At 47.6% G+C, this 13,505-nt stretch carries 17 protein-coding genes; 16 read left to right on the plus strand and 1 reads right to left on the minus strand.

The genetic code is table 11. The annotated features are described in order from the left end of the window. The first annotated feature begins 308 nt into the window (after positions 1–308). Positions 309–866 (plus strand): elongation factor P, encoded by a 558-nt coding sequence (gene efp / locus MKY73_RS09865; protein WP_017687580.1) that lies wholly within the window; start codon positions 309–311, stop codon positions 864–866. Between the two features lie 191 nt (positions 867–1,057). Continuing rightward, on the plus strand, positions 1,058–2,311 hold the full coding sequence (locus MKY73_RS09870) for an aspartate kinase (RefSeq protein ID WP_339235492.1): 1,254 nt from the start codon (positions 1,058–1,060) through the stop codon (positions 2,309–2,311). Between the two features lie 86 nt (positions 2,312–2,397). On the opposite strand, the gene MKY73_RS09875 is transcribed toward MKY73_RS09870, so the two are convergent. Beyond that, positions 2,398–3,147, minus strand: coding sequence for a 2-phosphosulfolactate phosphatase (locus MKY73_RS09875; protein ID WP_339307176.1), 750 nt, complete (start codon positions 3,145–3,147; stop codon positions 2,398–2,400). Positions 3,148–3,410: 263 nt separating this feature from the next. On the opposite strand from MKY73_RS09875, the gene spoIIIAA reads away from it, so the two are divergent. The 14 genes from spoIIIAA to nusB all read left to right on the plus strand — a co-directional run bounded on the left by spoIIIAA (position 3,411) and on the right by nusB (position 13,432). After that, complete coding sequence (spoIIIAA, locus tag MKY73_RS09880) at positions 3,411–4,415, plus strand: stage III sporulation protein AA (protein ID WP_339307178.1); 1,005 nt, start codon at positions 3,411–3,413, stop codon at positions 4,413–4,415. After that, entirely contained in the window at positions 4,408–4,926 is a 519-nt protein-coding gene (gene spoIIIAB, locus MKY73_RS09885) for a stage III sporulation protein SpoIIIAB (protein ID WP_339256208.1), read from the plus strand. The genes spoIIIAA and spoIIIAB overlap by 8 nt, the downstream gene beginning before the upstream one ends. Positions 4,927–4,955: 29 nt before the next feature. Continuing rightward, entirely contained in the window at positions 4,956–5,159 is a 204-nt protein-coding gene (spoIIIAC, locus tag MKY73_RS09890) for a stage III sporulation protein AC (protein WP_017687585.1), read from the plus strand. 32 nt (positions 5,160–5,191) lie between these two features. Beyond that, positions 5,192–5,581, plus strand: a complete 390-nt coding sequence (gene spoIIIAD / locus MKY73_RS09895) for a stage III sporulation protein AD (RefSeq protein WP_017687586.1) — start codon at positions 5,192–5,194, stop codon at positions 5,579–5,581. 19 nt (positions 5,582–5,600) lie between these two features. Then, positions 5,601–6,791, plus strand: coding sequence for a stage III sporulation protein AE (spoIIIAE, locus tag MKY73_RS09900; protein WP_339307180.1), 1,191 nt, complete (start codon positions 5,601–5,603; stop codon positions 6,789–6,791). 31 nt (positions 6,792–6,822) lie between these two features. Next, complete coding sequence (gene spoIIIAF / locus MKY73_RS09905; RefSeq protein WP_339307182.1) at positions 6,823–7,653, plus strand: stage III sporulation protein AF; 831 nt, start codon at positions 6,823–6,825, stop codon at positions 7,651–7,653. Positions 7,654–7,668: 15 nt separating this feature from the next. Then, a complete protein-coding gene (spoIIIAG, locus tag MKY73_RS09910) occupies positions 7,669–8,307 on the plus strand; it encodes a stage III sporulation protein AG (RefSeq protein WP_017687589.1) in 639 nt (212 codons plus the stop codon). A gap of 66 nt (positions 8,308–8,373) precedes the next feature. Next, entirely contained in the window at positions 8,374–9,192 is an 819-nt protein-coding gene (locus MKY73_RS09915; protein WP_339307185.1) for a SpoIIIAH-like family protein, read from the plus strand. 139 nt (positions 9,193–9,331) lie between these two features. Continuing rightward, a complete protein-coding gene (gene accB / locus MKY73_RS09920; RefSeq protein ID WP_036614903.1) occupies positions 9,332–9,796 on the plus strand; it encodes an acetyl-CoA carboxylase biotin carboxyl carrier protein in 465 nt (154 codons plus the stop codon). 55 nt (positions 9,797–9,851) lie between these two features. Then, on the plus strand, positions 9,852–11,195 hold the full coding sequence (gene accC / locus MKY73_RS09925) for an acetyl-CoA carboxylase biotin carboxylase subunit (RefSeq protein WP_339307187.1): 1,344 nt from the start codon (positions 9,852–9,854) through the stop codon (positions 11,193–11,195). A gap of 218 nt (positions 11,196–11,413) precedes the next feature. Further along, entirely contained in the window at positions 11,414–11,824 is a 411-nt protein-coding gene (locus MKY73_RS09930) for an Asp23/Gls24 family envelope stress response protein (protein WP_017687593.1), read from the plus strand. A 146-nt stretch (positions 11,825–11,970) separates the two neighbouring features. After that, positions 11,971–12,510 (plus strand): alkaline shock response membrane anchor protein AmaP, encoded by a 540-nt coding sequence (gene amaP, locus MKY73_RS09935; RefSeq protein ID WP_339235472.1) that lies wholly within the window; start codon positions 11,971–11,973, stop codon positions 12,508–12,510. Between the two features lie 14 nt (positions 12,511–12,524). Further along, positions 12,525–12,758, plus strand: coding sequence for a DUF2273 domain-containing protein (locus tag MKY73_RS09940; protein WP_339307188.1), 234 nt, complete (start codon positions 12,525–12,527; stop codon positions 12,756–12,758). A gap of 221 nt (positions 12,759–12,979) precedes the next feature. After that, positions 12,980–13,432 (plus strand): transcription antitermination factor NusB, encoded by a 453-nt coding sequence (gene nusB / locus MKY73_RS09945; protein WP_339307189.1) that lies wholly within the window; start codon positions 12,980–12,982, stop codon positions 13,430–13,432. Positions 13,433–13,505: the final 73 nt, after the last annotated feature.

Consider the following 13,505-nt stretch of genomic DNA (forward strand, 5'->3'; position numbering starts at 1 on the left):
TACAGCCACAGGGATATAAGACGGTTTTTAATATTGAGGTATGTATCTCTACGATTGATTCTATGCAAGTGCAGACGCAGTGAAGGGGACGGAATCGATTCTGAAGAAGCGAAGCGCTCGCCTTTGTCTCCCCATTTTCAACCTTGGTACAGTTCAGTCATGAAAATGGGGAGACAACAGCGATCGGAAGAACGATCCGAACCCGAAACGGTCATGGCGCACAGAGTCACCAGGTAGATAAACCCACCTTTACATTAACCCATCGTCTTATATCACCTACTTTTCAACCATATCAGGAGGGATTTTTTGTGATTTCAGTAAACGATTTTAAAACAGGCTTGACCGTGCAAGTAGACAACGATATCTATACCGTGCTTGATTTCCAACACGTTAAACCAGGTAAAGGCGCTGCTTTCGTACGTTCCAAATTGAAAAACCTGCGTAATGGTAACACCGTTGAAAAAACATTCCGTGCCGGCGAAACGATTGGTCGCGCCATCATCGAAAACCGCGGCGTATCCTATCTGTATGCGAGTGGTACAGAGCACACGTTCATGGATAACGAAACTTATGATCAGTTCACATTGACTAGTGATCAACTGGAATGGGAATTGAACTTCCTGAAAGAAAACATGGTCGTTAAAATCGTTAGCTACCAAGGTGAAATCCTCGGAATCGACTTGCCAACAAGCGTTGAGTTGAAAGTCATCGAGACTGAGCCAAGTGTTAAAGGTAACACTGCACAAGGCGCTACCAAAAATGCAAAAGTGGAAACAGGCTTGAACGTACAGGTTCCTTTGTTCATTAACGAAGGTGACGTTCTCCTGATTGACACACGTGAAGGCAAATACTCTTCCCGTGCGTAACTTTCACAAGCTGTAAGCTAATAAACGGTATTAACAACCCTTTGCCATTCCTTTGGCAGAGGGTTTTTTTCGAAAAAAGATTAGCCTATCAGGCGCTTTCGTAATATACTGGGTTAAAGTCATTTCTCGTAGAGAATAATGACGATGGACATCAATTATGCATACTGCACAAGGTAGGGAGTGGATTTGCGTTGTCATTGTACGTCATGAAATTTGGGGGCAGCTCGGTCGGAGATACGGAACGCATGAAGCGTGTAGCCGGACGTGTTGTAGAAAAAGCGGATGAAGGACATCGGTGTGTAGTCGTGGTTTCGGCCATGGGGGATACAACAGATGATTTAATTGATCAGGCAAAACAACTGAATAGTGAGCTGCCTGCTCGTGAGATGGATATGCTCTTAACCACAGGAGAACAGATTTCGATCTCTCTGTTATCCATGGCTATTCAAGCGCTTGGGCGCAAGGCAGTATCGTTTACAGGCTGGCAAGCGGGTTTCCGCACAGAGCCGGTTCATGGAAAAGCACGTATTCATGATATTCATCCAGACCGTGTGAATGCAGCACTTGCTGAAGGCAACATCGTTATTGTTGCAGGCTTCCAGGGCATGACGGAAGACGGCGAGATCACAACATTGGGTCGTGGTGGTTCGGATACAACAGCGGTAGCGCTGGCCGCAGCCATTAAGGCTGATGCGTGTGAGATCTATACGGATGTTGACGGAATATATTCTACGGACCCGCGGATCGTTAAGGTTGCACGCAAGTTGAAGGAAATATCGTACGACGAAATGCTGGAGCTCGCTAATTTGGGGGCAGCGGTGCTGCATCCGCGTGCTGTAGAGTACGCGAAGCATTCCGGTGTACCTTTGATTGTAAGATCCAGCTTTAACCATAATGAAGGAACGGTTGTGAAGGAGGAAGCAGCAATGGAACAAGGCGTAGTGGTGAGTGGAATTGCCTATGACAAAAATGTGGCTCGCATCAGTATTTTGGGTGTGCCGGATGTACCAGGAGTTCTGGCCGAAGTATTTGGTGCACTTGCGGCAAATCAGCTGGATGTGGACATCATCGTTCAGAGCGGAGTGATGGATGGCAAAGCGGACTTCTCGTTCTCTGTGGCGCTGTCTGATCGTGAGAACGCATTGCGTGTCATTGAAGGCCTTCACAGCCGTTTGCCTTACCGTGAAGTCACATCAGAGGAGAACCTCGTTAAAATCTCCATTGTTGGCGCAGGCATGGTCAGTCACCCAGGTGTAGCTGCGAAGATGTTCAAAGTCATCTCCGCTGAAGGCGTGAGCATCAAAATGGTGAGTACTTCGGAGATCAAAGTATCTTGTGTTATTGATGGAGATAAGCTGCATGACGTCATTAAGGCATTGCATACAGCATATGATCTCGACACTGCCGAGCAAGCCGTTATCGGTGGACCACAAGATCGCAGATAAGTTGTTTCTGTGTATGTAAATTAGCAAAGGTGTACTGCTGCCAACGGGCAGGAGTACACCTTTTTTTGTTTTACTCATCGCCATTCTCACATTAACTTGAACATCTTCCCCCCACGTATGCCTCTATAAGGTTGCATGCGGTTCCCCTCCCCCATCTCGGGAACGCAATCCAGCAGGTTTAATTGAGAACAATACGATATATCATGAACTCTGCCTAACTTTTCAAGCCTCCGTCCGCTAACCGATCTTTGCACCAGATCCGGGATACTCTCCTGTTTTTGGGATACCGCTTGATGAAGCACTGTGCCGAGATCGTTTAGTTGGAGGGGAGAACAGGATTGACGGTGCAGTTCATCGATGATACATCCGGCACATAAAGCGTCCTCCAGTGCAAATTCATCCTGGTTCCCCGCACATAACAGCAATACATCTCGTTGAAGTTCACATAGTACTGCTGCAACAGCCTGCACATTGAGGAATGAACCAGCGAATACATGTTTCCCCTTGGAAGCCTTGATCAAAGCTCGGGTTCCATCGGTTGTGGTTAGAATAATGGTTTTATCTGCAATGCCTGCGGTCATATATTCATAGGGGGAATTCCCTACCTCAAATCCGGTGATTTTTTTGTCAAAACGCTCTCCGCCTCGAATGCAATCTTTCACTTCCATTTGTTTGGCTTGTGGAACCGTCTCTACGGCAATCACAGCCGAAGCGTCATACGCCAGAGCCGTAACAATTGTACTGGTCGTACACAATACATCAATGACAACTGCACTTCGCCCTGCAATATCAATGGTACGTACTTCATTCACATTGCCAACGACATCGACTCGCACTCCCCACAGCTCCTTTCTGTATCTGGGGATCGGTAGTTCTGTTTTGAACCCGAATGGAACTTACCTATCTGCCATTACTGTATGCATGCGCATCTAGACGGGTGCCTAGAACAGAAGGTGGATCTATGCTTTCAACTCTCAACCGTATTCTGAAGAATTGATAGATTTCAGCGTCATAAATTAAATGTACAGGCATAAACTTGAGATATGAACAAGCGCCAGAAGCGTGAACCAAATGATCTCAAGGTTGGAGGAGCCTACTCATGAAGGTGAACTGGAAGGAACTTTTTCCGGAACCGATCCGAACCATTCTCGGAAGGATGCCACCCGCTCTATTGGAACAAGTGGAGGAAGTACGTATTCGTGAAGGCAGACCCCTGGAGATTAATGCAGACAACACATACCACTTCCTTACACCTCAAGGTTGTCCGACCGGGAATCCTGATGAAGCGTATGTCCCTCAGAAAGAAGTGACCCACAGGTTGCTGGATCTGATCAGTAATCATTCACTTTATACATTGGAAGAGGAGCTGCGCAAAGGGTTCATCACCATACCTGGCGGACATCGAATCGGACTTGCTGGCCGGACGGTACTAAGTAATGGGCGTGTTGAATACTTGCGCGACATCAACGGGTTTAACGTTCGGATAGCCCGTGAGGTACATGGAGTGGCTGATCGTATCCTTCCTTACCTTCTCGACATGAAGAGCGGACAGGTCCTGCACACGTTAATCCTGTCACCACCACAACAAGGTAAAACGACGTTGCTGCGAGATCTGGCGAGACAAATTAGCAGTGGTACAAAGCTTACAGGGGGCAATGAACGGGTTCAAGGCATTCGTCCACGTCTGAAAGTAGGCATTGTGGATGAAAGGTCCGAAATCGCTGGTAGCTACAAAGGAGTACCTGGTTTCGACGTAGGTCCCCGAACAGATGTGATGGACGGTTGTCCGAAGGCTGAGGGCATGATGATGATGCTTCGCTCCATGTCGCCCGATGTCCTGATTGTGGACGAGATCGGTCGCCCGGAGGATGCTGAGGCGGTGATGGAAGCCCTGCATGCAGGAGTCTCTGTGATCGCGACTGCTCATGGCCGTGACCTGTCGGAGCTGTCGGCCAGACCCGCCCTCAGAACCTTAATTACAGAGCAGATGTTTCAACGTTATGTCCAGCTGCAACGGACGAGCCGGGGCATGACCTTTCGGCTGGCTGATGGCAAAATGCGTGGGTTGCAGCAGAGCGGGGCAGGAGGTGAAGGATTTGGTTAACATGCTTGGTGCGGTAATCATTCTATTAGCCAGCACCCTCGCCGGTTTTTACAAGGCCAGACAGTATGCATTAAGACCGAGACAGTTGCGAGAACTCATTGCGGCCCTCCAGCGACTAATGACGGAGATTAACTATGGGCTCACTCCACTTCCCGATGCCATGAGCAAGATGGGAGCCCAGACCAAAGAACCTGTTAAGACGCTGTTCCTTCATGCAGCCACACAGATGGAACCTCCCCATGGACTCACCGCCCGCGAAAGTCTGCAGTCAGGCGTGGATGTGGCATGGGGAAGATCGGCCATGAAGGCTGACGAGCGTGAGGTCATGATGCAATTAAGCTTCAGCCTTGGCACAAGTGACCGTCAGGATCAGACCAAACATATATCGTTAGCCATTCAACAACTAATGCATGAGGAATCCCGTGCTCAGGCGGATCAAATGAAATATGAACGAATGAGCCGAAGCCTCGGGATGCTTGTCGGAGCGTTAATCGTCATTCTGATCTTCTGAAATAGCCGGGATAGTGAGGTGCCAAGGTCATGAATCTAGAAGTGAACGCAATCTTTCAAATTGCGGGTATCGGAATCATCATTGCCATGATTCACACGGTACTGAAACAAATGGGAAAGGAAGATATGGCTCACTGGGTGACCGTAATCGGATTTGTCGTTGTATTGTTCATGGTGGTCCGTATGTTGGACAGCCTGCTGCAAGAGATCAAATCGATATTTCTTTTTCAATGAAAAACGGTCATAAAGCCGGATGGTGGTGACCTGTGGAAATTATACAAGTTGTAGGTTTGGCGCTCATCGCAACAGTACTCATTCTGGTCATTAAGGAACAGAAACCGATGTTTGCCTTTCTGATTGCAGCCGCGACTGGCATTGTCATCTTCATGTTGTTGATTGGCAAAATCGGTGCAGTCATCGAAGTGTTGAAGCGGCTTGCCGAGAATTCAGGCATGGAAAGTATTTATCTGAAAACGGTGCTGAAAATTATTGGCATAGCGTACATTGCTGAATTTGGCGCGCAGATTGTCAGGGATGCAGGTCAGGAGAGCATTGCGTCTAAGATTGAACTGGCTGGTAAGGTATTGATCCTTGTACTTGCTATACCGATCATCAGCATTATTATCGAAACCGTCATGAAGCTGATGCCGGTGTAGAAGGGGCGTGCGGACTTATATGAAATTAATGCATCATAAGCCGCAGTGGCGCCTTACGGTTGTGCTGGTGCTCTGTTTTCTGTTCGGAGTCCTGGGACAAGTGACTGCAAGTGCACCTTCCGGTGAGTGGATGGAGCAACAGGCGGATCAGCTTCCCAAGGATCAGGTGGAGAAATACTGGGACCAACTGATGCAACAATACGGTGGTTTCTTCCCGGATGGGAAGACCCCTTCCTTCATGGATATGTTAATCCCCGGCAATGAAGGGTTCAGCCTGAAATCGGTGTTTGTAGCCATAGGCACCTTCATGCTGCATGAAATTTTATATAATGGCAAGCTTCTGGTCACGATTGTGATGTTAAGCGTACTCAGCATGATTCTGGAGACCCTTCAGACCGCATTTGAGAAAAATAATATTAGCAAAATCGCCTATTCCATCTGTTATATGGTCATCATCATCATTGCAATCAACAGCTTCAGTGTGGCGATTGGATACGCCAAGGATGCCATTACCGGCATGATCAACTTCATGATGGCCATGGTTCCCTTGTTATTCACACTGCTCGCGTCCATGGGGAATGTCATCACCGTCTCCGTGACCCATCCACTCATCATTTTCATGATTCATCTGGTGAGTACATTGATTCACTTGCTGGTATTCCCGTTACTTTTCTTCTCAGCTGTTCTGCATCTCGTCAGTTCATTGTCTGACAAGTACAAGCTGACACAGCTGGCAGACCTCCTGCGCAATATTAGTGTTGCATTGCTGGGTATCCTGTTGACCATGTTTTTGGGCGTAATCTCGGTTCAGGGGGCATCGGGCTCCGTAGCGGATGGAGTCAGCCTGAAGGCCGCCAAGTACATCGCAGGCAACTTTGTCCCTGTTGTGGGCAGAACATTTGCGGATGCGACGGATACGGTCATTACAGCTTCTCTACTGGTGAAAAATGCAATTGGGCTCACCGGGGTGATCATCATTTTGTTTCTATGTGCCTTTCCGGCACTCAAGATCCTGGCTCTTGCCTTGATATACAACGTAACGGGAGCCATCATGCAACCGCTAGGAGACACCCCGATTGTAGGATGCCTGCAGGCCATCGGCAAGAGCATGATTTATGTATTTGCGGCGCTCGCAGCCGTCGGACTGATGTTTTTCCTGGCAATTACCATCCTGCTGACCGCGGGCAATCTGACTGTCATGATGCGCTGAATGTATGTTGGCAAGAAAGGGGATGGAAAGGATGGGGTGGCTGAGCAACTGGCTCCAGGAATTGATTATGATCGTTCTGCTGGCGACCTTCGTGGATATGCTATTGCCGAATCGGTCCATGGAACGTTACGTCAAGCTTGTGCTGAGCCTTCTCATCCTGCTGACCCTTTTATCACCCATAACCAAGCTGCTCAAAAGTGATCCGGTTGGCGAACTGAAACGGGCAATGTCGGCAATGGATGCTCCATCGGATGGGAATGCAACACTTGAACAGATTTTGGCTCAGGGAAAACGGCTGCAAGCGGGTGAACAGGAACAATCCCTGCAATGGACAGCAAAAGAACTGGCTAATGTCATGAAAGGCCAGATTGAAGAAACCACAGGAGCGAGGGTTCGATCCGTAGAGGTACAGCTGGCCATGAGTAAATATGAAACCGAGATGGAAGCTGCCTCATCCGTCGAACTGCCTGTGATCCAGCGTGTGTTGGTTGAGATGGCAGGAGAGGACGCAGGAAGTGAAGTGAAAGCTACGCAGCAAGAAGTCGCTGTAAATACACAACCCATATTCGGTACAGACACTGCAACCGACAAGGATGAGTCATCTCAAATGCAGCAGCCCATCCAGATCAGTCAGATTGAAGTGCCTGAGGTACAGATTGATGTGAGTAAAGGGCAGCGTGATGGAAATGGAACGTCTTCCGAGCCTGTTATACGTGATCAAGCAGATGAAACGAAGCAGCAAGGTGAGACATCCACAAGGTCTGAACATGCAGTGCAGATTATTACCTTGTTGACTGAAAAGTGGGATGTTGATGCAAATAAAGTTCAAGTGAAAGAACCGAAAAGTGCTGAAGTGCTCTGAGAAGGAGGGTATCCGATGAAACAATGGTTCAAAAAGATGGAAACCTGGATGGGTGGCGGAGAGGGTGGGGCAAGGCGGAGTCAAACCTTCCGCTGGCTGATTATCCTTGGTTTGATCGGCGTGGGAATCATGCTGTTCAATTCTTTCGTCAATGTCAAAAAAATTGATTCCGAAAATATCGGTCGGGAACCACCGGACCCGGCAACATCCATGGCATCCATACAGAGTGATCCGTCGGAACAGAATCCTTTTCAGGCGATCGAAATTGCATTTGAAGACAAAATCAAAGGTGTGTTGGAAAACATCGTTGGTGTGGGGACGGTTGATGTGATGGTTACCGTGGACTCCACAGAAGAACTGGTCGTTCAGCGGAACGTTAAGGATTCTCAGCAACTTACCGAAGAAACGGATGCCAGCGGGGGCAAACGACATATGACGCAATACACCCGTGATGGTGAGATTATTACGTACGAAATATCAGGGGATCAGACACCCATAGTGACCAAAAAGCTCAAACCGCAGATCCGTGGTGTGCTTGTGGTTGCGAGGGGTGCAGAGAATAAGGTTGTGAAGGACCTGATAACCGATGCTGTAGAAAAAGGACTGAATGTGGCAGCCTACCGAATCTCGGTTGTACCGCGCAAACAAGACTAATTTGGTTTGTTGAATCACAAGATTCAATTCTCATAAGATTGAAGCCAATTTGAGGAGGAAGTTCTAATGAATAACAAACGTCAAACGGTATGGCTCGTTTCCATGCTGAGTCTGATGGTCATTTTGTCCGCGTATTATCTGTTCACTGAAGATTCCGGTCCAATCAACGCGCCGGTGGCTGACAGTCAGCAAGTCGATGGAATCAAGCAAGGGGAAGCGAAGGAGACGGCAGGCATTCTTGATCCTACAGAAGGATTGGTTGTGAATGAGGTAGTAAGTAGCGGCGAAGTTGAAAGTGATCCAAGTGCGGCTGGCGCTGTGCAAGAACCGGCGGCTACGGAAGGTAAAGAAGCTGGAAATACAGAGAAAACACCTGCTGCCGAACCGGGAGAGAATAATGGTGAAGCGGGCAAAGAGACCGATAAAGGGGCAACAACTACACCGGAGACAGACGGTCAGGCGGGGGGCACTGCAACCAAGACTGATGAGGAAGTCCTCAAGGAAATGGAAGAGCAGAATACGGCAGCATCTGCGAGTAGCCAGTTCCAGAACTATCAATGGCAGCGTGAAGAGAGCAACAATCGCAAGTATGAAGAACTGATGACTGTGGCAGGCGACTTGAGTAAAACACCAGAAGAGAATGCGAAGGCAACGGAGCAGCTCCGTACCTTGGAAGAAAAAGAAGCCAAAATCACAGGCATTGAGGAGACCCTCTCCCAACAGTTCGCCAATGCAATTGTTCAAGAAGATTCCGACAAGTATAAAGTGGTGGTCCTCAGTGACAAACTGGATGTAAAACAGGCGGTATCCATTGTGGATCTGGTGATGAAAGAATTGGCGGTTTCACAGAACAAAATCAGCGTGCAATACGTCACAGAACAGTAATCCAAATCATGGAAGAGCAGTCCCGGGAGCTGGTTCCACTCTCGGGCTCTTTCCATTTTTAATGATTATGATATAATACATAAAGCCATATGACCGTCCTAGTGAGACTGGCATGATGCCGAAGGAGTGAATAATGGAAATGTTTAAATTGAGTGAGATTAAAGAACTGATCAAACTGGTAGATGAAAGTTCCGTTCAAGAGTTGGAAATTGAAAATGAAGGATCACGGTTATCGATCCGCAAACCGGGCAAAACGGAGTATGTTCAAGCAGCTGCTGTGCAACCGCAAATGATTGCTGCTCCGCAAGTACAGCCGGCCGCAGTGGTAAGTGAAGCTGCACCGCAGGTCGATACTACAAGTCATTTACATAAAATTGTATCTCCGATGGTAGGTACTTTTTACAGAGCTTCCTCGCCGGAAGCGGGTCCTTTTGTGAGCGCAGGTGATAAAGTTGTTGAGAAAACAACGGTATGTATCATCGAAGCCATGAAGCTGATGAACGAGCTTGATGCGGACATCAAGGGAGAAATCGTTGAAGTGCTGGTTGAGAACGGACAGCTGGTCGAGTATGGGCAGCCCCTTTTCCTGGTGAAACCGGAATAACCGTTATAGCTGGTTAACAGCTAACCGCATGAGCTTCGAAGGAGGACAAAACGAAATGAAATTTCAAAAAATATTGATTGCGAACCGTGGAGAGATTGCGGTACGTATTATTCGTGCCTGCCGCGAAATCGGCATCTCAACGGTAGCCGTCTATTCGGAAGCGGACAAGGATTCTCTGCATGTTCGTCTTGCAGATGAGGCTTACTGTATCGGACCGACACTGTCTAAGGACAGTTATCTGAACTTCACCAACCTGATGAGTGTAGCAACCCTGACGGAATGTGATGCAATCCACCCTGGTTATGGTTTTTTGGCGGAGAATGCTGACTTTGCAGAAATCTGTGGTTCCTGCAACATTACATTCATCGGCCCTTCACCCGAAGCCATTACCAAAATGGGGGACAAGGCTGTTGCCAAACAGACGATGAAAGATGCAGGAGTACCTGTTATTCCTGGATCAGACGGTCTCGTTGAAAGTATGGAAGAAGCCATCATGATTGCTAGAGATATCGGATATCCTATCATTATCAAAGCTACTGCCGGTGGCGGAGGTAAGGGGATTCGTATTGCCGAAGATGAAGAGACGCTGATTAAGCAGATTACGGCTGCTCAGCAGGAAGCACAAAAGGCATTTGGTAATGCAGGTGTGTATCTGGAGAAATTCCTGACAGGCATGAAACACGTGGAAATTCAGATTATTGCTGATAAACACGGAAATGCAGCACATTTGGGAGAGCGTGATTGCTCGGTTCAGCGTCGCCGCCAGAAATTGGTAGAAGAAGCTCCATGTCCGATTCTCTCCGAAGATGTGCGTACACTTATGGGCGAAGCTGCGGTACGGGCTGCCCTTGCTGTGGATTACTCTGGAGCAGGTACATTGGAGTTTCTGCTCAGCCCGAATGGCGAGTTCTATTTCATGGAGATGAATACGCGTATTCAGGTAGAGCACCCGGTAACTGAGATGGTTACTGGCGTGGATCTGATCCGTGAGATGATCTCTGTAGCGGAAGGCAACCCACTTTCATTCCGTCAGGAAGACGTGGTTATCAATGGCTGGTCCATCGAATGTCGTATCAATGCAGAAGATCCGGAACGTAACTTTATGCCATCACCAGGCAAAATCGGATTCTACCTTGCACCGGGAGGACCTGGCGTTCGTGTAGATAGTGCTGCGTATCCTGGTTATACCATTTCACCTTTCTACGACTCCATGATCGCAAAATTGATTGTGTGGGGAGCGAATCGTGAAGAGGCGATTGCCAAGATGAAGCGTGCACTTGGGGAATTTGCGATTGAGGGCATATCTACAACCATTCCTTTCCATCAGAAATTGCTGGAGCACCCAACGTTCATTCGTGGTGACTTTGATATCAAATTTCTTGAGGAAAACGAGATTTAATAGGTATATTGGGCTTGTTTGTCATAATGTAGCCCAAATGATATAGTATGTAATAATAAGAGCGCATGTCTCCTGCAAAGGATAAGCCCGCACCTCGCGGATGTTTGCAGGAGTTCCGGTAAAGCCGGACCGGAAGGGTTCTGAAGGTTATCTAACCTGAGTCCAGCGCCCTGACGGATGGCCGCAAACTTATCTCGCGAAAGGTGTGTTGAACAGTTATGAGTACACTACCGACTGAATTTGAACGAACGGATATCGGTGAAATCCAAATCGCACCTGAAGTTATTGAAGTGATTGCTGGATTGGCAACCCTTGAAGTAAAGGGTGTTGCAGGCATGAGTGGCGGATTCGCTGGCGGATTTGCTGAATTGCTTGGCCGCAAAAATCTTTCCAAAGGTGTTAAAGTTGAAGTGGGTCAACGTGAAGCTGCAGTTGATGTTTCCGTAATTATCGAGTACGGATACCGTCTGCCACAGGTAGCTACGGAGATTCAACAGAACGTGAAACGTTCCATTGAGAACATGACAGGATTGAATGTGAATGAAGTGAATGTGCACATTCATGACGTTCAGTTCAAGAGCACCGAGAAAGTGGAAGAGATCGACCTGAACAGTCAGCGCGTAAAATAAAAGAAGACAGATTCCCCCGGCATATTCTGCCGGGGGTTATCCCCGTCTTGGACAGGTCTTCATGATAGTGAAAGCTAGATGACGATCTCATTTTTGCTAGTGAACAGGTTAAGTCATGTTAGTGAGCAAGGGAGGCTGTGCAGTTCGTGGCTAAAATACTGGATCGGCTTCTGTTGTTTATATACAGCATAAGCGTTGGAGCAATATCGGCAGCCGTCATTCTTTTGATAAGTGGTGTGCTGCCTTACGAATTGAATTATCAGCAGGAACAAAACGTTATTGTTGCATCGGTTATTGCAGCAGCCATTTTGTTTGTCCTGAGTTTGCGGTTTTTCTACATCTCGGTTCGGCGTGAGCGTGCATCGTTGCCGTCTGTAGATCAACGTACGGAGTTTGGTGATGTACAGATTTCGATGGAGACGATTGAGAATCTCTGTTTGAAGGCAACCTCCCGTTTCCGGGGAGTACGTGATGTCAAGGCACGCATACGCGTGGTTGAGTCAGGACTGGAGATTATGATTCGTGCGGTAGTGGATGGTGAGACACCTATTCCTGCGCTGACTTCTGATCTGCAAAAGGCGATACATGATCATGTACAAGAGATCACGGGCATCCCGGTTTCTTTTGTCACGGTGTATATCGCGAATGTAACCCAGTCGCCTAACTACAAGAGTCGAGTGGAATGAGGTGAGTTTCACTGATGCTGTGGAAAGAGATTTGGGATAGTCATAAAGGCCGAATTACCGGAATTATCGGCGGCATCTTTTTTGGATTTCTTTATGTATGGATCGGTTTTTGGGATATGTTGTTCTTTGCACTCTTGGTGTTCATCGGTTATACGTTAGGCAGACGAAGCGATTCGAAGCTGGGTTCGTCCATTCCCTGGAGGGAGTGGGGACAATGGCTGGGCGATCGCTGGCGTCCGTTTAAATGACCTACCTGAACCCTGCAATATGTTTCTTCCGAAAATAGAGCTGTAGTTTAGGTTGCCCGTTTTTTGGAGGAGACGTATTGCAGGTTTTTTTGTGAAAAGAGATAACAATAACAATACCGTGGAAGCCATCGACTAATCCCTTGAGGACTTGATGAGATGGTTGCATGGATTATAAAATAAGCATGATGACGCTCCAGAAGGAGCGCTGCAGGAGGCAGGACATGAAAAGACGTTTGGCAAGGGAAATTGCAGTGCAAAGTCTGTATCAGATGGAAATGAATGAGGTGGGTGCAGCAGAAGCTGTAAACATGTTGATCAATGAAGCTGCTGAAGATAATGAAACCGAAGTGGTTATTCGCGATGCAGATGTAATGCGTGCTTATGTTACTGAGATTGTACAAGGAGCTTGGAACAATAAGGAAGCCATCGACGGATTGCTCGTGGATTATTTGAAAGGTTGGCAGATTAGCCGTCTTTCGCGTGTAGATCGCCAGATTTTACGACTGTCTACGTATGAAATGGTGTTCCGTGATGACATTCCGGCAAAGGTATCTGTCAATGAAGCGATTGAACTGTCCAAATATTTTGGTACAGAAGAATCCGGCAAGTTTGTCAATGGCGTGCTTGGACGCATGATTCAGGAAGTTGATGCCATTAAAGCAAAATTGTCTTAAGTTATGATTAACCATAGTGCGTGTTCAAAAGGACCGGTTTTCAGTGCTCCTCGTAATCAAAAGCGGTTTTTTT

This window comes from Paenibacillus sp. FSL R5-0519, assembly GCF_037974275.1.
Taxonomy (GTDB): domain Bacteria; phylum Bacillota; class Bacilli; order Paenibacillales; family Paenibacillaceae; genus Paenibacillus.

Excerpts from the sequence above, each read along its gene's own strand:
- nusB (WP_339307189.1), top strand. The coding sequence starts at position 12,980 with ATGAAAAGACGTTTGGCAAGGGAAATTGCAGTGCAAAGTCTGTATCAG.
- spoIIIAE (WP_339307180.1), top strand. The coding sequence starts at position 5,601 with ATGAAATTAATGCATCATAAGCCGCAGTGGCGCCTTACGGTTGTGCTG.
- accB (WP_036614903.1), top strand. The coding sequence starts at position 9,332 with ATGTTTAAATTGAGTGAGATTAAAGAACTGATCAAACTGGTAGATGAA.
- MKY73_RS09940 (WP_339307188.1), top strand. The coding sequence starts at position 12,525 with ATGCTGTGGAAAGAGATTTGGGATAGTCATAAAGGCCGAATTACCGGA.
- MKY73_RS09915 (WP_339307185.1), top strand. The coding sequence starts at position 8,374 with ATGAATAACAAACGTCAAACGGTATGGCTCGTTTCCATGCTGAGTCTG.
- accC (WP_339307187.1), top strand. The coding sequence starts at position 9,852 with ATGAAATTTCAAAAAATATTGATTGCGAACCGTGGAGAGATTGCGGTA.
- spoIIIAC (WP_017687585.1), top strand. The coding sequence starts at position 4,956 with ATGAATCTAGAAGTGAACGCAATCTTTCAAATTGCGGGTATCGGAATC.
- spoIIIAA (WP_339307178.1), top strand. The coding sequence starts at position 3,411 with ATGAAGGTGAACTGGAAGGAACTTTTTCCGGAACCGATCCGAACCATT.
- spoIIIAG (WP_017687589.1), top strand. The coding sequence starts at position 7,669 with ATGAAACAATGGTTCAAAAAGATGGAAACCTGGATGGGTGGCGGAGAG.
- spoIIIAF (WP_339307182.1), top strand. The coding sequence starts at position 6,823 with ATGGGGTGGCTGAGCAACTGGCTCCAGGAATTGATTATGATCGTTCTG.
- MKY73_RS09930 (WP_017687593.1), top strand. The coding sequence starts at position 11,414 with ATGAGTACACTACCGACTGAATTTGAACGAACGGATATCGGTGAAATC.